Origin of the sequence: Marinisporobacter balticus (genome assembly GCF_004345705.1) — a bacterium.
GTDB classification, from domain to species: Bacteria; Bacillota; Clostridia; order Peptostreptococcales; family Thermotaleaceae; genus Marinisporobacter; species Marinisporobacter balticus.
The window spans coordinates 56,077-74,390 of record NZ_SLWV01000003.1; the positions used below are offsets into that span (position 1 = coordinate 56,077).

Annotated in this window: 21 protein-coding genes and 1 other annotated feature; of the genes, 19 read left to right on the forward strand and 2 right to left on the reverse strand. The window is 33.0% G+C overall.

Annotation, left to right across the window (positions count from 1 at the left end; translation table 11 throughout):
* The first annotated feature begins 5 nt into the window (after positions 1-5).
* The 16 genes from ffh (at position 6) to EV214_RS03305 (ending at position 12,667) form a co-directional block, all read left to right on the forward strand.
* Positions 6-1,352 (forward strand): signal recognition particle protein, encoded by a 1,347-nt coding sequence (gene ffh, locus EV214_RS03230; RefSeq protein ID WP_132242665.1) that lies wholly within the window; start codon positions 6-8, stop codon positions 1,350-1,352.
* A 32-nt stretch (positions 1,353-1,384) separates the two neighbouring features.
* Complete coding sequence (gene rpsP, locus EV214_RS03235; protein ID WP_132242667.1) at positions 1,385-1,654, forward strand: 30S ribosomal protein S16; 270 nt, start codon at positions 1,385-1,387, stop codon at positions 1,652-1,654.
* Positions 1,655-1,678: 24 nt separating this feature from the next.
* A complete protein-coding gene (locus tag EV214_RS03240) occupies positions 1,679-1,909 on the forward strand; it encodes a KH domain-containing protein (protein ID WP_132242669.1) in 231 nt (76 codons plus the stop codon).
* A gap of 165 nt (positions 1,910-2,074) precedes the next feature.
* Entirely contained in the window at positions 2,075-2,587 is a 513-nt protein-coding gene (gene rimM, locus EV214_RS03245; protein ID WP_132242671.1) for a ribosome maturation factor RimM, read from the forward strand.
* Positions 2,584-3,312: a tRNA (guanosine(37)-N1)-methyltransferase TrmD gene (gene trmD / locus EV214_RS03250; RefSeq protein WP_132242673.1), complete on the forward strand. Its 729-nt coding sequence runs from the start codon at positions 2,584-2,586 to the stop codon at positions 3,310-3,312. Before rimM ends, trmD begins: the two co-directional genes overlap by 4 nt.
* Positions 3,313-3,436: 124 nt before the next feature.
* A complete protein-coding gene (gene rplU / locus EV214_RS03255; RefSeq protein ID WP_132242675.1) occupies positions 3,437-3,748 on the forward strand; it encodes a 50S ribosomal protein L21 in 312 nt (103 codons plus the stop codon).
* Positions 3,749-3,761: 13 nt separating this feature from the next.
* Positions 3,762-4,094, forward strand: a complete 333-nt coding sequence (locus EV214_RS03260; RefSeq protein ID WP_132242677.1) for a ribosomal-processing cysteine protease Prp — start codon at positions 3,762-3,764, stop codon at positions 4,092-4,094.
* Between the two features lie 3 nt (positions 4,095-4,097).
* Positions 4,098-4,397, forward strand: coding sequence for a 50S ribosomal protein L27 (gene rpmA, locus EV214_RS03265; protein WP_132242679.1), 300 nt, complete (start codon positions 4,098-4,100; stop codon positions 4,395-4,397).
* A 209-nt stretch (positions 4,398-4,606) separates the two neighbouring features.
* Entirely contained in the window at positions 4,607-5,884 is a 1,278-nt protein-coding gene (gene obgE, locus EV214_RS03270; RefSeq protein WP_132242681.1) for a GTPase ObgE, read from the forward strand.
* Between the two features lie 21 nt (positions 5,885-5,905).
* Positions 5,906-6,214 (forward strand): ribosome assembly RNA-binding protein YhbY, encoded by a 309-nt coding sequence (gene yhbY, locus EV214_RS03275; protein ID WP_330571244.1) that lies wholly within the window; start codon positions 5,906-5,908, stop codon positions 6,212-6,214.
* Between the two features lie 168 nt (positions 6,215-6,382).
* Positions 6,383-7,033, forward strand: a complete 651-nt coding sequence (nadD, locus tag EV214_RS03280; protein WP_132242683.1) for a nicotinate-nucleotide adenylyltransferase — start codon at positions 6,383-6,385, stop codon at positions 7,031-7,033.
* Positions 7,034-7,046: 13 nt separating this feature from the next.
* Positions 7,047-7,613 (forward strand): bis(5'-nucleosyl)-tetraphosphatase (symmetrical) YqeK, encoded by a 567-nt coding sequence (gene yqeK, locus EV214_RS03285; protein ID WP_207669610.1) that lies wholly within the window; start codon positions 7,047-7,049, stop codon positions 7,611-7,613.
* Between the two features lie 22 nt (positions 7,614-7,635).
* A complete protein-coding gene (locus EV214_RS03290; protein WP_165916198.1) occupies positions 7,636-8,853 on the forward strand; it encodes an LCP family protein in 1,218 nt (405 codons plus the stop codon).
* A 14-nt stretch (positions 8,854-8,867) separates the two neighbouring features.
* Positions 8,868-9,221, forward strand: a complete 354-nt coding sequence (gene rsfS, locus EV214_RS03295) for a ribosome silencing factor (protein WP_132242687.1) — start codon at positions 8,868-8,870, stop codon at positions 9,219-9,221.
* Between the two features lie 49 nt (positions 9,222-9,270).
* Positions 9,271-9,451: a binding site (T-box leader), on the forward strand.
* 79 nt (positions 9,452-9,530) lie between these two features.
* The gene (leuS, locus tag EV214_RS03300; protein WP_132242689.1) at positions 9,531-11,996 is read left to right on the forward strand and encodes a leucine--tRNA ligase; all 2,466 of its coding nucleotides are present in this window, start codon (positions 9,531-9,533) and stop codon (positions 11,994-11,996) included.
* Between the two features lie 20 nt (positions 11,997-12,016).
* Complete coding sequence (locus EV214_RS03305) at positions 12,017-12,667, forward strand: helix-turn-helix transcriptional regulator (protein WP_132242691.1); 651 nt, start codon at positions 12,017-12,019, stop codon at positions 12,665-12,667.
* A gap of 153 nt (positions 12,668-12,820) precedes the next feature.
* Here the strand turns inward: EV214_RS03305 and EV214_RS03310 are convergent, their stop codons facing one another.
* Positions 12,821-13,891 carry a pyridoxal-phosphate-dependent aminotransferase family protein gene (locus EV214_RS03310; protein ID WP_132242693.1) on the reverse strand — a complete coding sequence of 357 codons (1,071 nt, stop codon included), beginning with the start codon at positions 13,889-13,891 and terminating at the stop codon, positions 12,821-12,823.
* 389 nt (positions 13,892-14,280) lie between these two features.
* Here EV214_RS03310 and sdaAB point away from each other — a divergent pair, with 389 nt between their 5' ends.
* Both sdaAB and sdaAA read left to right on the forward strand, forming a co-directional pair.
* Complete coding sequence (sdaAB, locus tag EV214_RS03315; RefSeq protein WP_132242695.1) at positions 14,281-14,952, forward strand: L-serine ammonia-lyase, iron-sulfur-dependent subunit beta; 672 nt, start codon at positions 14,281-14,283, stop codon at positions 14,950-14,952.
* A gap of 15 nt (positions 14,953-14,967) precedes the next feature.
* A complete protein-coding gene (gene sdaAA, locus EV214_RS03320; RefSeq protein ID WP_132242697.1) occupies positions 14,968-15,852 on the forward strand; it encodes an L-serine ammonia-lyase, iron-sulfur-dependent, subunit alpha in 885 nt (294 codons plus the stop codon).
* 44 nt (positions 15,853-15,896) lie between these two features.
* On the opposite strand, the gene EV214_RS03325 is transcribed toward sdaAA, so the two are convergent.
* Positions 15,897-17,249 carry a D-alanyl-D-alanine carboxypeptidase family protein gene (locus EV214_RS03325; protein ID WP_132242699.1) on the reverse strand — a complete coding sequence of 451 codons (1,353 nt, stop codon included), beginning with the start codon at positions 17,247-17,249 and terminating at the stop codon, positions 15,897-15,899.
* A 314-nt stretch (positions 17,250-17,563) separates the two neighbouring features.
* Here EV214_RS03325 and EV214_RS03330 point away from each other — a divergent pair, with 314 nt between their 5' ends.
* The gene (locus tag EV214_RS03330) at positions 17,564-18,193 is read left to right on the forward strand and encodes a helix-hairpin-helix domain-containing protein (protein WP_132242701.1); all 630 of its coding nucleotides are present in this window, start codon (positions 17,564-17,566) and stop codon (positions 18,191-18,193) included.
* Positions 18,194-18,314: the final 121 nt, after the last annotated feature.

Here is an 18,314-nt window from a genome sequence, read left to right on the forward strand (position 1 = left end):
GAAAAGTGGTTTTTGAAGGATTAGCAGATAAACTTCAAGGTGCTTTAAAGAAGTTAAAAAGCAAAGGAAAACTTACAGAAAAAGATGTAAAAGAAGCTATGAGAGAAGTAAAGCTAGCATTACTCGAAGCAGATGTTAACTTTAAAGTGGTTAAAGATTTTATCAACAAAGTAAAAGAACGAGCTATTGGCGCAGAAGTCATGGAAAGTCTAACGCCGGGGCAACATGTGATTAAAATTGTTAATGAAGAGTTGACAGCACTTATGGGAACAACTCAGAGCAAATTAACTTTTTCTTCGAAACCTCCTACAGTCTACATGTTAGTGGGGTTACAGGGGGCTGGTAAGACCACTACAGGTGGTAAATTAGGTGGATATTTAAAAACAATGGGCAAAAGACCTTTACTCGTTGCAGGTGATATTTATAGACCTGCTGCTATAAAACAATTACAAGTTGTAGGAAAACAATTAGATATTCCTGTTTTTTCTATGGGGGACAAAATAAGTCCTGTAAACATTGCAAAAGCTGGTATTGAACATGCAAATCAGCATAGCAATGATGTTGTAATTATAGATACGGCAGGGCGACTTCATATTGATGAAAATTTGATGGATGAATTAGAGGATATTAAAAAAACAGTAAATCCTCAAGAAATCTTATTAGTTGTAGATGCAATGACAGGGCAAGATGCTGTAAATGTTGCAGAACGCTTCAATGAAAAGTTAGGGATTGATGGTGTGATCCTAACGAAGCTAGATGGTGATACAAGGGGTGGAGCAGCTTTATCTGTCCGTGCTGTAACACAAAAACCCATAAAATTTGTTGGAATGGGTGAAAAATTAAGTGAGTTAGAAGCTTTTCATCCTGACCGAATGGCCTCAAGAATATTAGGAATGGGTGATGTTTTAAGCCTAATAGAAAAGGCGCAAGTTAATTTTGATGCCAAAAAGGCAAAAGAATTAGAGAAGAGAATAAAAAGTCAAGAGTTTTCATTTGAAGATTTTTTAGAGCAACTACAACAAATGAAAAATATGGGACCTATGAGTCAATTGCTGGAGATGATTCCAGGGGCAAATAGTAAACAATTGAAAAATTTAGAAATCAATGAAAAAGAGTTTGTTCATATAGAAGCAATGATTCAATCCATGACAAAAGAGGAAAGAAAAAACCCTTCTATGATCAATGGAAGTAGAAGAAAAAGAATTGCTAAAGGAAGTGGAATGACGGTTAATAAAGTCAATGGTCTTCTAAAACAATTTGCACAAACAAAAAAAATGATGAAACAATTTACAGACATGGAGAAAAACATGAAAAAGGGTGGAAGAATGAAGCTTCCGTTCTTTGGAAAATAAATTTAAACGTAATTTTAAAGGAGGTGACTAAAATGGCAGTAAAGATTAGATTAAAAAGAATGGGAGCTAAAAAGAAGCCTTTCTATAGACTTGTAGTTGCAGATTCTCGTTCACCTAGAGATGGAAAATTCATTGAAGAACTAGGATATTACAATCCAGTTGTTGAACCAGTAGAGGTGAAAATAGATGATGAAAAAGCTATAAAATGGTTAAGTACTGGCGCTCAGCCAACTGATACAGTGAAGGACTTATTTAAGAAATACGGTGTTTTAGAAAAGTTTGAGCAGTCAAAGAAAGCATAGTTTTGCTTTCAGGGGGTGTAAAAGATGGGTGAGTTAGTAAAAACAATAGCTAAAGCTTTGGTAGACAACCCAGATGAAGTGTTTGTTTCAGAAGTTGAAGGAAGACAATCACTGATTATAGAATTAAAAGTTGCTCAAGAAGATATGGGAAAAGTTATTGGTAAGCAAGGCAGAATCGCAAAAGCGATAAGAACTGTTGTGAAAGCTGCTGCTACAAAAGAAAACAAAAGAGTAGTCGTAGAGATTATTCAATAATACTACAAAAGGATTAGGGAACCCTAATCCTTTTGTAGTATGTATGACCTAGATTTCATGGTTAAGTATTGCAAATCTCTTAAATGAAGCATATATTTATGTATATACAAAGAAAAATTTGTGAAAGATGATATAAGAACCTTTTGGTGAAGGTAGGTGTTCTAAATGTCCGAGTTATTAAAGGTAGGTCAAATCGTAAATGTGCAAGGAATTCTTGGAGAAGTAAGAGTCTATCCACTTACAGATTATAAAGAACGGTTTGAAGAATTAGATTGGGTCTATATCAATGAAAATAGAGAAGAAAAAATGTATATTGAAAAAGTAAGATATAAAAATAATTTAGTCTTATTAAAATTAAAAGGAATTAATGATAGAAATACAGCAGAAGAATATAGACAAAAATATTTAATGATAGAAAAAGAAAATAAAAGAGAACTTCCTGAAGATACGTATCTTATTGTTGACTTAATTGGATTAAGAGTTTACTCAACAGAAGAAGTGTTTATTGGGTCGATTAAAAATGTTATTCAAAATGCAGGACATGATCTATATGAGATTGCAGATCCAAAGAATCCGAAGAAAAGTATATTTATTCCAGTTGTAGGGGAATTCATAAAGGAAGTTAGCATAGAAAAAGGGTTTGTGGTTGTAAAGCTAATTGAAGGATTGATAGAATGAAAATAGATATTTTAACACTTTTTCCAGAAATGTTTCATGTTCCATTAGGAGAAAGTATTATTGGACGGGCTAGAGAAAAAGGGATATTAGACTTAAATCTAGTAAATATAAGAGCGTTTAGTCAGGATAAGCACAAAAAGGTAGATGACTACCCTTATGGTGGAGGCGCTGGCATGGTGATGACACCACAGCCTATATTTAGTGCCCTTGAAGCAGTTAATGCAAAAGACTGTAAAGTGATACATATGTCTCCTAAGGGAAAAACTTTTAATCAGGACATGGCAAAAGTATTAGCAAAAGAAGAAAAATTAATTTTCCTATGTGGACATTACGAAGGCATAGATCAAAGAGTCATAGACTACTGGGTGACAGATGAAATTTCCATTGGGGATTATGTACTTACTGGAGGAGAATTACCTGCAATGGTGGTGATTGATGCAATCTCAAGACTTATTCCTGGCGTACTAGGACAAGATGAATCTTTTATAGACGAATCTTTCTATGCAGGGTTACTAGAATATCCACAATATACGAGGCCAAGTGAATTTGAAAATTTAAAGGTGCCAGATGTCTTATTATCAGGAAACCATAAGAAAATTGCTGATTGGAGAAAATTAGAGAGTTTAAAAATAACCAAGGAACATAGAGAAGATTTGTTTAAAAAATATATGAATGGAAAAGATTTAAGTAAAGATGAAAAAAAGTTAATAAAAGGATTATTATGAGAAAAATAATTGACTTTTAGGAACTTCTATGATAATATATGTATCTGTAAGTAGCCGCGCAAATCGGGTTTTAAAAACTTTGGTTACCTAGTATTTGGCGAGTTTGGATAGAGGAGGTGTAAGTATGTACGCAATTATCGAAACGGGTGGAAAACAATATAGAGTTCAAGAAGGTGATACGCTATTTGTTGAGAAACTAGAAGTAAATGCAGGAGAAGCTTTAGAATTTGATAAAGTACTAGCAGTATCTAAAGAAGGTCAATTATCTTTAGGAGCCCCAGTTGTTGAGGGTGCAAAGGTTTCTGCAACTGTAGTAGAAAATGGTAAAGCTAAAAAAGTGATTGTATTTAAATACAAAGCTAAAAAAGACTACAGAAAGAAGCAAGGACATCGTCAACCGTATACAAAGATCAAAATTGAGAAAATCAATGCATAAGGTTGTTTAATAAATGATTAAAATCCATATTTATCGAGATCATCATAAAAATATAGCAGAATATTTAGTAGAGGGACATGCGTATGCTGCTGAACCGGGTAGTGATATTGTATGTGCAAGTATTTCTGTGCTTGCTCAGACTACATTATTGGCACTATATGAATTGCTTTCTATTGATGTGATATATGAAATAAAAGATGGCCGGTTATATTGTAAATTACCAGAAGCTCTTTCGACGGATATTAGAGAAAAAGCGAATTTAATTCTTGATACAATGATCATTGGTATAAAAGGAACGCAAGGTATGTATAAAGAGTTTATAGAGTTTTATGACGAGGAGGTGTAGATGATGTTATTCAATATAAACCTTCAACTATTTGCTAGTAAAAAAGGAGTAGGTAGTTCTAAGAATGGTAGAGATAGTGAATCTAAAAGATTAGGTGTGAAACGTGCAGACGGACAATTTGTTAGCGGTGGAAGCATTCTAGTGCGTCAAAGAGGAACAAAAATCCATCCTGGGAACAATGTAGGAAGAGGTGGAGACGATACGCTTTTTGCAAAAGTGGATGGCGTAGTGAAGTTTGAAAGAAAAGGAAAAGACAAGAAACAAGTAAGTGTATATGCAAAAGAAGTAGCAGCTGCAGAGTAAGTATTTAAACCCATGCTTTAAAGCATGGGTTTTATAGTACATAAAAAATAAATGAGATCGCGGCTCTTATTTTAAATTGAGAAAGGTTGCAGTTTTGCAAAGAACAGGTAAATAATAAATGAAGATTAGGAAATAATAAAAATAAATATCATATTCATTGGGTTAATTATTTTTTTCATATTCCTAAATATATATTTAAGGGTGATAATATGTTTGTAGATAAAGCCAAAATTTTTGTGAAGAGTGGAAAAGGTGGAGATGGTTGTGTATCTTTTCGTAGAGAGAAATATATCCCAGCAGGTGGTCCTGATGGTGGGGATGGTGGACGCGGTGGAAGTGTAATTTTTGAAGCCGATGAGGGCTTAAGAACCCTAATGGATTTTCGATATAAGAATAAATATATTGCAATGAATGGAGAAAATGGAAAAGCAAAGAAAATGTTTGGAAAAGATGCAGAAGATCTAATTATAAAAGTGCCACCAGGTACCATCATTAGAGATGAAAAAACAAATCTTGTTATTGCGGACTTAATAGCGCATGAACAGCGTACAATTGTTGCAAAGGGTGGAAAAGGTGGAAAGGGAAATGTCCATTTTAAAACTGCTACAAGGCAGGCGCCTAATTTTGCTGAAGGTGGAAATACCGCACAAGAAAAATCCATTATTTTAGAACTGAAATTACTTGCAGATGTAGGACTTGTGGGTTTTCCAAATGTAGGGAAATCTACGATTTTAGCCACTGTAACGAGTGCAAAGCCGAAAATTGCAAATTATCATTTTACCACCCTAACACCAAATCTTGGGGTCGTTGAAGTTGATAAAAAAAGTTTTGTATTAGCAGATATTCCAGGTCTTATTGAAGGGGCCCATAAGGGAATCGGTTTAGGACTAGAATTTTTAAGACATATTGAAAGAACCAAACTACTTGTACATGTTGTAGATATTTCGGGAATTGAAGGTAGAGATCCTTATGATGACTTTAATAAAATCAATGATGAATTAAAGCAGTACACTGAAAGACTTTCTAAAAAACATCAAGTGGTGGTAGCAAACAAGATAGATTTAATGCAATCAGAAGAAGTTTTCAAATCTTTTGAAGCACAAATAAATAAGCTAGGATACGAAGTATTTTCAATATCAGCTGCTACAGGGAAAGGCTTAAAAGAATTACTACGATACATTGCAAAAGCTTTAGATGAGATTAAAGAAGAACCATTCATAGAAGAGGAAGAGAAATACAAATATTATACAATAGAAGACAATGACAACAATGAAATCATTGTTCGAAAAGAAAATGAGTATTACGTATTAGAAGGAAAACGAATTGAAAAGCTTTTTTATTCAACGAATTTTGAGGATATGGATTCGCTAAGATATTTCCAAAATTTCCTTGTTAAAAGAGGCATTGTGGAAAAGTTAAATGAATTAGGCATTGAAGATGGAGATATAGTAAAAATATTTGATTTTGAATTTGAATTTTATAATTAAAAGTATAAAATGGAGGTTTCAATGGAAAGAGTAGATTTGTTAACAGGAAAACAAAGAAGTTATTTAAGAGGATTAGCAAACAATATAAAGCCAATCACACAAATTGGGAAAAGCGGCATAACTGAAAGTTTTATTAAACAATTAGATGATGCCCTTGAAGCACGAGAACTCATTAAGATACATGTACTTGAAAACAGTCTTCTTGACACGAAAAAAACAGCCAATGAAGTGGCGAAGAAAACAAGAGCTGAATTTATTCAGGCCATTGGCAATAAATTCGTTATATATAGAAAATCTAAAGAAAATCCCAAAATAGAAATACCCAGATAATCCATATATATAAAAAATCGAGTATTTGCTCGATTTTTTGCATATATGGTATTTCATTGCATATGAAATAACTTGATTGTTATTGTCAAAATTTGATAATCATATATAATATAGTTACGAAATAAACAATAAATATTATTTTTATGTGACATTTTGGAGGGAATGAACATGTCGATTACAAGTCCGTTAGATCTAAGCAATAAATCAAGTAAAGTATCAAAGGTAGGCGTTATGGGGGGAACATTTGACCCCATTCATTATGGGCATTTGGTTATTGCAGAACAAATTCGATGTGAATATGAGCTTGAAAAAGTAATTTTCATTCCTGCAGGAATACCACCGCACAAATCAAATGTGCGTGTAACAGATAGGAAAGATAGGTATTTGATGACACTTTTAGCTACCATTACAAACCCCTATTTTGAGGTATCTAGAATTGAACTAGATAGTAATGAAATTTCTTATACAATTCATACAATCCAAAAACTGAAAAAGATTTATGGGAAAGATACAGAATTACATTTTATTACAGGTGCAGATGCAATCTGTGAACTAGATACATGGAAAGACGTGGAAAACCTTTCCAAATTATGTACATTCATAGCAGCTACAAGACCAGGTCTTGAAAATTCACAAGTTGATGAAAAAATTGAAACATTAAAATGGAAATACAATACATCTATTAAAAAGATCAAGCTACCTGCGTTAGCTATATCTTCAACAGACATAAGAAACAGAATAAGGGAAGGCCAATCTGTAAAATATTTATTACCCGAGCCTGTAGAATATTATATACACAAGAATAACGTGTATGTGTAAAGAGGTGTAAGTATTGCTGCATATAGAAAAAATGAAAGAGATTTTAAAAGATCGATTGACTGAAAAAAGATATATACATTCTTTAGGTGTACAAGAATCTGCTATAAAACTTGCAAAAATTTATAATGTATCTATTGAAAAGGCAAGTATAGCAGCATTAGTCCATGACTGTGCAAAAGATCTAAGTGAAGATATGTTATTGAATTATGCAAAGCAGTTTGATATACTAGTGGATAGTGTGGAAAGTCATCAAATAGGATTATTACATGGGTGTGTTGGAGCTGAACTTGTAAAAATAGAATTTGGTATTGAAGATAGTGAAATTATAAACGCAATTCGTTTTCATACAACAGGGAAAGAAAATATGACGATCCTTGAGAAAATTATCTATTTGGCAGATTATATTGAACCAAATAGAAGTTTTAATGGTGTAGACCAGTTAAGGAAAACAGCTTTATCCAATTTAGATAAAGCTGTTATAATGGCTTTTGACAAAACGATCAATTATGTAATACAAAAAGGTGAATTACTGCATCCAACTACGATTGTTGCAAGAAATTTTCTGCTATTACAGACATAATGATTTTTATAGGAGTGAGATGATGAAAAAATTTTTAAAAGTGCTAGCTATAGCATTTGCTTGTTTTGCTATTGTTATGACTACTGGAATGTATATATTTTTGAATAGCTTAGGTAAGGCAGATCCGTTACAATCAGGTAGTGAAGATCCGTTACCACAAAAAAAAGAAAGAGTGAATGTATTAGTTGTAGGGGTAGATGCAAAAGATGATAAGAGCGCTAAAACGGCTAGAACTGATACAATGATGCTAGCAACTTTTGATCCTAATACAAAAAAAGTAGATGTTATTTCTATTCCAAGAGATACAAGGGTGGTTATTAGAAATCGCAAGGGAAAAGATAAAATCAATGCTGCCCATGTATACGGTGGAATGGATCTTTCTATGAAAGCTGTAAAGGACTTATTAGGAATACCTGTTCATTATTATATAAAAGTCAATTATTCAGGTGTAGCAAAAATTGTTGACGATGTGGGTGGGGTTGAGGTGAATGTTCCTAAGGATATGAAATATTACGATCCTAAAGCAGATCCACCACTTAAAATAAATCTTAAAAAAGGCGTACAAGTATTAGATAGCAACAAAGCAATGCAATTTTTGAGATTTAGAAAAGGATATGCAAACCAAGACTTAGGAAGAATTAACGCACAACATGATTTTCTTACAGCATTATCAGATAAACTGTTATCGCCAAAGACCATTGTAAAGTTGCCTAAACTTGTAAAGACATTTAGTACTTACGTAGATACAAATATACCAATTTCTACCATGACGTCGTATGCCCTTCAAGCGAAGGATATAAAAATACAAGATATTCACATGATTACAATTCCAGGGGAGCCTAAATTAGTGAATGCATTATGGTATTATATACCAGATACGGAAAAATTAAAAAGCATTATAAAAGAAATATTTGATGGTACTTATATGAATTCAAATCCTTCTACCAATAAAGAAAATATGAAAGAGAAAGCTACTGTAGAAGTTTTAAATGGTTCTAATATAAAAGGATTGGCTACGGAAGTAGCCAATCAGTTAAAAGAAAAGGGCTATAATGTTGTAAATATTAGTAATGTACAAGGCATTAAATATGGCCAAACTCATATATATGATAGAGGGAATAAAGAAGAAGATGCGAAGAAAATTGCCGACTGGCTAGGCATAAAAGAAATAGAAAAAGATATCAATACAGAAATCAATACAGATATCACCATAATCGTTGGAAGCGATATGAAAAAATAATCAGGAGGGAATATATGACCAAAACATCCAGAGAAATTGCGCTGAAGATTGCAAAAAGTATAGATGATAAAAAAGGGCAAGATATTCAAATATTAGATATTAAAAATATTTCAAATTTTGCAGACTATTTTGTGATTGCCCATGGAACATCCACAAGACAAACGAAAGCGATGGCGGATGAGATTGAAGAGAAAATGAAAAAAGAAGATATTTTAATAGGCCACAAAGAGGGGTATGTCAGTGGCAGTTGGGTGTTGTTAGATTATATAAATGTAGTTGTACACCTTTTTATAGAAGAAGAAAGAAATTTTTATAATATAGAAAGAGTATGGAAAGATGCAACTCATGTAAATATTGACAATCTCTAAAAAAGCATTTATAATAGTTATAAAATTCTAAGAAATGCTAAAAATAAATATAAAATTGAGAAGTAGTAGTGAGCAGATCTTTTTCAGAGAGTCGATGGGTGGTGTGAATTGACAAAGCATGCTTGTGAACTTGTCTCGCATAGGATATGGCTGGTTACCTTTAAAAAACCAATAAAGAGGACAGTGTATGTCAATTAGGGTGGTACCGCGGGGAATTCCTCGTCCCTATTAGGGGACTAGAATTTTTCAAGGTACTATTTTGTTACAAAAAAATATTTTGAATTTTATAATATACAGGAGGTTACATATATGGCGAAATATGATTTTAGTACAATTGAGACAAAATGGCAAAAGCGATGGGAAGAAGATAAAATATTTCAAACAATTGAAGATGAAAAGGAAAAATACTACGTGCTAGAAATGTTTCCATATCCATCAGGAAAGCTTCATATGGGACATGTAAGAAACTATTCTATTGGAGATGTTATTGCTAGATTTAAGAAAATGAAAGGATATAATGTATTACATCCAATGGGGTGGGATTCTTTTGGATTACCTGCTGAAAACGCAGCGATAAAGCATGGCATTCATCCAAACAAATGGACGTGGGAAAATATCGAGGAGATGAGAGAGCAATTAAAACAATTAGGGATTAGTTATGATTGGGATCGAGAAGTGGCCACTTGCCATCCAGACTATTATAAATGGACGCAATGGATTTTTTTACAACTTTATAAAAATGGATTAGCCTATAAGAAAAATTATGCTGTAAACTGGTGTCCTTCTTGTGAAACAGTGCTAGCAAATGAACAAGTAGTTGGAGGATATTGTGAACGTTGCGACAGTGTAGTAGGAAAAAAAGAGTTGGATCAATGGTATTTCAAAATTACAGACTATGCAGATAAATTATTAGAAGATATTGAAATGCTAGAAGGTTGGCCAGAAAAAGTTAAAATTATGCAAAAGAACTGGATAGGAAAAAGTGTAGGCGCAGAAGTTGAATTTAAGATTGAGAATACAGATAAAGTATTAAATGTATTTACAACAAGACCAGACACAATTTATGGCGTAACATATATGGTACTTGCACCAGAACATCCTTATGTAACGGAACTTACATTAGGAAGTGAATATGAACAGAAGGTATTAGATTTTAAAAATAAGTTACAGCATCTTTCTGAAATTGAAAGAACGGCTACAAATGTAGAAAAAGAAGGGCTTTTTACAGGGAGATATGCAATTAACCCTTTAAATGATAAAAAAATTCCAATCTATATTGCAAACTATGTACTAATGGACTATGGTACAGGTGCGATTATGGCAGTACCTGCCCATGATGAAAGAGACTTTGATTTTGCTAAAAAGTATAATATTGAAATTATTCCTGTGATTAAGCCAAAGGATGATCGTGTGGATGTAAATCATTTAACTGAGGCCTATACAAATGAAGGGGTTATGGTAAACTCTGAAAGATTTGATGGATTAGATAGCAAAGAAGCACTTGTTCAAATGTCTGACTATCTTGGAGAAGAAGGTTTAGGGAAGAAAACAATAAACTTTAGATTAAGAGACTGGCTTATTTCAAGACAAAGATATTGGGGAACACCTATACCAATTGTTTATTGTGACAAGTGTGGGACTGTACCCGTTCCAGAGGATGAATTACCTTTAAAATTACCAACAGATGTAGTGTTCTCAGGAAAAGGGGAATCGCCCCTTACAACGAGTGAAGCATTTATGCATACCACATGTCCAAAATGTGGAGGAACTGCAAGACGTGAAACAGATACAATGGACACTTTTGTAGATTCTTCATGGTATTTCCTAAGATATGCAGATCCAACCAATAAAGAAAAGGTATTTGATTTTGATAAGGCGAAATATTGGATGGATGTAGATCAATATATTGGTGGCGTGGAACATGCTATACTACACTTGCTTTATGCCAGATTCTTCACAAAAGTATTGCATGAATTAGGGCATTGTCCTGTTACTGAACCATTTAAAAATCTCCTTACACAAGGAATGGTATTAAAAGATGGAACGAAGATGTCAAAATCAAAAGGAAATGTAGTAAGTCCAGCTGAAATTATTGAAAAATATGGTGCAGATACGGCTAGAATATTTATCTTATTTGCAGCACCTCCTGAGAGAGATCTTGAATGGAGTGACACAGCAGTAGAAGGCTGTTATAGATTCTTAAATAGAGTATGGAGAGTCATTGATGAATGTAAAGATTTTGTTCGTGATGCTAAAGCAAAAGACGCTCAGACAAAAGAAGATAAACAGTTAAAGTATATGACACATACGACGATCAGGAAATTAACAGAAGATGTTGAAGGTCGTTTTAACTTTAATACAGCCATTAGTGCCATTATGGAGCTTGTAAATGAAATCTATAAGTATAAAGAATTAGGAGACGATTGCAATAAGGATCTATTAAAAGAAGCATTAGAGACGGTCATTGTGCTATTAGCTCCTTTTGCACCACATATTACAGAAGAACTATGGCACAATATGGGCTATAGTGAAAGTGTTCACAATAAGATGTGGCCAACGTATGACAAAGCTGCTATTGTTAAGGATGAAGTGCAAGTAGTTATACAAATTAATGGGAAAGTGAAAGATAAAATTGAAGTTTCAGCATCAACAAATAAAAATGAATTAGAAAAAGAGGCACTTTCTAATCCTAAAATTATTGCTATGATAGAAGGAAAACAAATCATTAAGGTGATTGTGGTACCTAAAAAATTAGTAAATATCGTAGTGAAATAATATAAAGGAGGAGAGATTGCATGGAAAAATCCCTACATCCAATATTAAGCGCAATGATTCCTATCGTAGAGGGAATGGCAAAGACTTTTGGTAAAAATTGTGAAGTCGTACTCCATGATCTTCACAACTATAAAAGTTCTATCATTGCTATAGAAAATGGTCACGTAACAGGAAGAAGTTTAGGAAGCCCTATGACTGAATCAGGACTTAAAGCCATTCAGAGGGGAAATACGAAGGAGAATATTATTAATTATACAGGTAAAACTACGGATGGTAGGATTTTAAAGTCTAGTACCATGTTTATTAAAGACGAAACAGGAGAAGTAATTGGTTCATTATGCATTAATTTCGATATGTCAGCACTGATGGTTGCACAAAATGCCATTGGTGAAATGATGCAGACAGAAAATCAGGATAAGGTAGAAAGCACGAGCTATTCTGTAAATGTTGTAAATGATGTATTAAGTGATATTGTATCGAATACAATTAATCAATTAGGAAAGCCTATAGCATATATGAATAAGGAAGAAAAGGTCAGTATTGTAAAAAAACTCAATGATCAAGGAGCCTTCTTAATTAAAGGCGCAATAGATTATGTTGCAAAAGTATTATGTGTATCAAGATATACTATTTACAATTATCTTGATGAAATCAAGGTTTATGATAAGTAATCTGTTAATCATGATATAAAGTATATGTGGCTTATTTATATAAAGATTGCTAGGAGATATATGATAATAGCTTGATTTGGAAATATGGACACAGAACAAATAACTGAAAATAGTAAAAAAATCGTGATAAAATATTATCACGATTTTTTTATCTTATAAACCTAAGAGTTTATCTATAAGGGACAATAATATTTTTATGTCATCCAATCTTGTTTCTGCCATATGGGCAATTCTAAAGGTCTTTTCTTTTAGATTTCCATAGCCATTGGAGATGGTATAGCCATGTTCACCTAATTTTTTATTCAAATCAGATACAAGAATATCTCTTGTATTTTTTATAGTTGTCAAAGTATGAGAAGCATAATTTTCATCTGCAAATAAATCAAATTTTTCTTTTGCCCATGCACGGACATAGTTTGCCATTTCTAAGTGGCGTGTAAATCTATTTCCTAAGCCTTCTTCTAAAATTTTGTCTAATTGATAATCAAGAGCAAACATATGAGATAAAGAAGGGGTAGATGGATATTGATGATCTTTCTTCTGAATACATTCATACATCTCTAATAAATCAAAATATAGCCCTCTATGTGGTACTTGCTTAGCAGCTTCTATTGATTTTTGTGAGATGGAGCAAATCGCCATTCCAGGAGGCAATCCTAGACATTTTTGGGTTGAAGTAATACAGATATCTACACCCAGTTTATCTACTTCAATCTTTGTTCCACCCATAGAGCTAACCGTATCTAAACAAAAAATAACTTCAGGGTATTTTCTTATCACGTCTGAAATGGATTCAATTGGATTCATAATGCCTGTAGAAGTTTCGTTATGGGTAATTGTAATTAAATCATATTGTCCAGAAGATAAAGCCTCATCTACCATTTGTGGGGTAGTAGGTTGACCCCACTCAGAAGAAAATTTATCAGCTGCTACACCATTAGAGATAGCCATTTTATACCATCGATCACCAAAGGCACCGATTGAAAAAACAGCGGCTCTTTTCCTAGTGCAAGAACGCACAGCACCTTCCATAAGACCGCTACCTGAAGAAGTAGACAGCATAATTTGATTTTTTGTATACATAACTTGCATTAACTTTTTAGAAATATCTCGTTGTAGATCAGAGGCATCTTTTGTACGGTGACCAATCATGGGGGTTGCCATTCTTTTGAGCACATCGTCTGGAACATCTACAGGACCTGGGATGAATAATTTTTTATGCATAGTATATCCTCTCCTTGATAGTATAAGTAGTCTAAAATTCATTTTGATAATTGCTAGTTTTATACATTATATATTTTTTCTAATTATAAATCAAATGAGATGGAGGTTTTTTTATGGAAAATATCTTTTTAAATAAAAAGAAGCACATCTAATTTATAATCTTCTATGTTTACTATCAACTACATCCATGTCATTTTACTTTAATAATTGAATAAATTCTTTTAAAGTGCTAGATTTATATTTATAATTTATATAAAATAAAAACTATGGATATATTAATTATGATGAAGATATGTGTATCCGGTGAACAATATGTTGTATTAGCTTACTGTAAAGGGTTGAACTTTTGCATTTGTAAATTTTTATGAATAAGATAGGGGAGGGTCAGTATGAAAAACTATAGCGCTTTTGATGTAATAGGGCCTAGAATGATTGGACCATCAAGTTCACATACGGCAGGAGCAGCAAGAATAGGAAAGGTAGCAAGGAAAATTTGTGGAGGAGAAATAAAGAATGTAGTTTTTATGCTTCATGGATCTTTTGCGAAAACTTATAGAGGTCATGGTACAGACAAGGCGTTGCTTGCTGGAATTTTAGGAATGGAACCAGATGATAAAAATTTAAGAAAATCTATGGAAATTGCAAGAAACAAAGGGCTAGATTATCAATTTAGTGAAACAGATTTAGGAGAAGCCCATCCAAATACAGTGAAGATAAAGATGATCAATGAAGAAGGGAATCAATCTGAAATTATAGGTGCATCTATCGGAGGAGGAAATATAAAAATCACACAAATCAATGGATTAGATGTTGAATTTACCGGAGAGTATCCAACATTAATTATTAGACAGATTGATATACCTGGGGTTATTGCCAAAGTTACAAAAATTATGAGTGCGTTTGAAATTAATATTGCTTTTATGCGTGTTTTTAGACAAAGTAAAGGAAAAGATGCCTTTATGTTTATTGAAACAGATCATCTTGTTCCTAAAGATGTGATAGAAGAGTTAATAGGAATTGGAGAAGAAATTAGACAAGTATATTTGATTGAAGCATTATAGAAAAGGAGGAAGAAAATGAGCAAAAATTTTACGAATGGACTGGATTTGTTAGAAACATGTAAAATCTATGAAAAAAATATAGGGCAGATCATGATTGAAAGAGAAATGGAAAATACAGGTAAAACAGAAAACGATATTATAGAGGAGATGGGGCAAAGTTTAGTAATTATGAAAAATGCGATTAAGGAGGGAATGAATAAGGACATTAAATCTGTTAGTGGACTTGTAGGAGGGGATGCAAAACTTCTTAAAAAAAGATATGAAAGTGAAAAGACTGTGTCTGGAAAGAGAATGAATAAGGCTGTTGCAAGTGCTATGGCAGTTCTAGAAGTAAATGCATCTATGGGACAAATTGTAGCTGCGCCAACAGCAGGATCAAGTGGGATTCTCCCTGGAACGTTGATAACAGTAGGTGAAGATTTTGGGTTTGATGATGATGCTTTGGTAAAGGGATTATTTACGGCGGCTGCAATCGGGTATATTATTACAAGAAATGCAACGGTTGCAGGTGCAGAGGGAGGTTGTCAAGCTGAAACAGGTTCAGCAGCAGCAATGGCCGCAGCTGCTATTGTAGAATTGTTAGGAGGTAGACCTGAAGAAGTATTGCATGCTGCTGCAATGACTATAAAGAATATACTTGGATTGGTATGTGACCCTATTGCCGGTCTTGTAGAAGCGCCATGTGTAAAAAGAAATGCTATAGGAGCTGCAAATGCCTTGATTTGTGCAGATATGGCTTTAGCAGGGATTAAAAGTATTATCCCCTTTGATGAGGTTATTGAAGCTATGTATAAAGTTGGAAAAAGTTTACCTTGTGAATTGCGGGAGACAGCCCTAGGAGGATTAGCGAAAACACCAACAGGTGTAAAAATTGAAGAAGAAATTTTCAACAAAAAATGATGATGCAAAAGCATCATCATTTTTTTATTGAAAGTTTCATGTAGCTATTTTTGACGGGAATCTTTTTTTGAGGGCAAATGGTTTGAATAGTATTTCCTTAATCTTTTTTGTCTGCGTATTTTTTTTTGAATCTTTAAGCGATTGAGGGTTACAATGGTTCGCCAAATAATAAAAATAAATAGGGCCCATAGTAAATAATAAAATATTGATTTTCCTGTTGGGGCATTTAGGAAAAAAGTAGCTGTTATGCCTTTTTTTTCGGGTACGGATTTTGTAGCAATTAAGTTTACTTCGCCTAAATTTTTTCCTTTAGATTTGTAAATAACTTTTCCTAATATTTGATCTTTTTGAATAGGTGCTGCAATTTCATTTTGAATTTCTGTTACTAGATCAATTGGTCCTAAATTTTTATCTTTTGGAATTGTTTTATAGAGCTTATTTTGCGTGATTAAATCTAATTGTTTCTCTACACCATTTTTGATAGGAATGGTCTTGACTTTTTTTCTTGCATCTGTTATCTTAACAAATTGGAAGTTTTCAAAACCATAATCTATAAGTGTTCTAGAGTCTATATAAATGTTTTTTCCTTCAGCTTTGAGTACAACACTTATGAGTCTGTGACCATCCTTCTTTGCAGAGGTAACCAAACATTGCCGTGCTATATCTGTGTAGCCCGTTTTTACACCTTCAATAATATCATATTTGATATCAATCCATTTTTCTCTATACAATATTTTGTTTTTACCACCAACACCCCAAAGAAAACGATTAGAATTTCCTAAATAACGGGTTTCCATCTGTTTATTGGTAGGAGGAATTTGATAGTTTGCAGTTGCAACAATTTCTCTAAACTTTGGTAGGGTCATGGCATACCTTGCAATCATAGCTAAATCATACGCTGTTGTAACATGTTTATCATTTGGTAAGCCATTAGGATTTGAAAAATTTGTATTCTTTGCCCCTAATTCTTTTGCTCTTTTGTTCATAAGTTCAGCAAATTTTTCGACAGAGCCAGAAATATGTTTTGCTAAAGCAACCGCAGCATCATTTGCTGAATCAACTAAGAGTGCATAAAGTAGTTGTTCAATTTTTAATTCTTCTCCTTCTATTAAATAGATTCTGCTACCACCTGTAAAGGGGGTATCTTTATCGATAACAACTGTATCTTGTAAGCTTGTATTTTCCAAAGTAAGGAGTGCAGTCATAATTTTTGTTGTACTAGCTGGGTACATTTGAGTATCTGCACTTTTTTCATATAATACATCACCCGTATCTCCATCAATTAGAATAGCACTTGGAGCTGTAATGGTCGGGAGTGATGTTACAGCAAATACAGTAGTTGAGAAGGTATTTAATAATGTAAAAAAGATGCTAAAAAACAATGTCAATTTCCGCATACGTCACCTCGAATTTTTTATTAATAGATAGGCAGATAATAAATTATATAACCTTGCTTGTTATTTTAAACATTCTCTTTTAACGTTAATCTGCTACATATATGAAGCAGATGCACAATTGTAATTCATAAAAATGATTTAAAATACTTTGCAATAGCAGATACTTTATTAGTATAACAAAAAAACAAAGAAAATTTAAGAGGAAATAAAATGATGAAAAAATTATATGTGAATAACATGAAAGAAGAATGACGAATCTATGAATAGATAACGTATAATTTTTATATAGGATGAAATGACAAGGCGGTGACAATATGCAAAAATTTACGAAACGCGAAGTTATGATTATAGGAACATTTATAATGGTTGTAGTATTATTTTTATTTACAAAATATTATATGAATGGTTCAAAAGAATTTGTGTTAGAGCAAGATAATGAAAAGACGAGTGAAATAGAAACCGTGCAAGAGACGCATACAAATGATGAACAAGAAATAAAAGAAGAAAAATGGATCATCGTAGATGTTTGTGGAGAAATCAAAAACCCTGGTATTGTAAAAGTAAAAGAAGGGGATCGGGTTGCAGATGGGGTAAAATTAGTTGGAGGATTATTAGATACGGCAGATCGCAGGCAAATAAATATGGCAAGAATTTTACTAGATGGAGAACAAATATATATACCTAAAATTGGAGAGAATATTACAGGAGTACAGCAGCAAGGAACACAGGAAAGGGCTACAAATACAAACAATAAAGTGAATATAAATACGGCTTCAAAAGACGAATTAGAATCATTGAATGGAATAGGGAACGTGCTTGCAGAAAGGATTATTGAATATCGGGCGCAATATGGTAGGTTTGAAAATATTAATGCCATTACCAATGTACCTGGGCTAGGAGAGAAAAAATTTCAGGGTATAAAAGAACATATTGTCACCAATTGATAGTTTATATGAAATATGATAACATAGATTATAAAAGAATAGAAGATAGAGACCAGCTAATCATAGAAAGCTCGATAAAAAATTTGAACAAAGAAAGGAATATGGTTATTAATGTTCGGTA

Coding starts and splice junctions, on each gene's coding strand:
- EV214_RS03330 (WP_132242701.1), top strand. CDS start 17,564: ATGCAAAAATTTACGAAACGCGAAGTTATGATTATAGGAACATTTATA.
- nadD (WP_132242683.1), top strand. CDS start 6,383: ATGTCGATTACAAGTCCGTTAGATCTAAGCAATAAATCAAGTAAAGTA.
- rpsP (WP_132242667.1), top strand. CDS start 1,385: ATGGCAGTAAAGATTAGATTAAAAAGAATGGGAGCTAAAAAGAAGCCT.
- EV214_RS03290 (WP_165916198.1), top strand. CDS start 7,636: ATGAAAAAATTTTTAAAAGTGCTAGCTATAGCATTTGCTTGTTTTGCT.
- EV214_RS03325 (WP_132242699.1), bottom strand. CDS start 17,249: ATGCGGAAATTGACATTGTTTTTTAGCATCTTTTTTACATTATTAAAT.
- sdaAA (WP_132242697.1), top strand. CDS start 14,968: ATGAGCAAAAATTTTACGAATGGACTGGATTTGTTAGAAACATGTAAA.
- rpmA (WP_132242679.1), top strand. CDS start 4,098: ATGTTATTCAATATAAACCTTCAACTATTTGCTAGTAAAAAAGGAGTA.
- EV214_RS03305 (WP_132242691.1), top strand. CDS start 12,017: ATGGAAAAATCCCTACATCCAATATTAAGCGCAATGATTCCTATCGTA.
- rsfS (WP_132242687.1), top strand. CDS start 8,868: ATGACCAAAACATCCAGAGAAATTGCGCTGAAGATTGCAAAAAGTATA.
- EV214_RS03240 (WP_132242669.1), top strand. CDS start 1,679: ATGGGTGAGTTAGTAAAAACAATAGCTAAAGCTTTGGTAGACAACCCA.
- trmD (WP_132242673.1), top strand. CDS start 2,584: ATGAAAATAGATATTTTAACACTTTTTCCAGAAATGTTTCATGTTCCA.
- obgE (WP_132242681.1), top strand. CDS start 4,607: ATGTTTGTAGATAAAGCCAAAATTTTTGTGAAGAGTGGAAAAGGTGGA.
- yhbY (WP_330571244.1), top strand. CDS start 5,906: ATGGAAAGAGTAGATTTGTTAACAGGAAAACAAAGAAGTTATTTAAGA.
- EV214_RS03260 (WP_132242677.1), top strand. CDS start 3,762: ATGATTAAAATCCATATTTATCGAGATCATCATAAAAATATAGCAGAA.
- sdaAB (WP_132242695.1), top strand. CDS start 14,281: ATGAAAAACTATAGCGCTTTTGATGTAATAGGGCCTAGAATGATTGGA.
- rplU (WP_132242675.1), top strand. CDS start 3,437: ATGTACGCAATTATCGAAACGGGTGGAAAACAATATAGAGTTCAAGAA.
- EV214_RS03310 (WP_132242693.1), bottom strand. CDS start 13,891: ATGCATAAAAAATTATTCATCCCAGGTCCTGTAGATGTTCCAGACGAT.
- rimM (WP_132242671.1), top strand. CDS start 2,075: ATGTCCGAGTTATTAAAGGTAGGTCAAATCGTAAATGTGCAAGGAATT.
- leuS (WP_132242689.1), top strand. CDS start 9,531: ATGGCGAAATATGATTTTAGTACAATTGAGACAAAATGGCAAAAGCGA.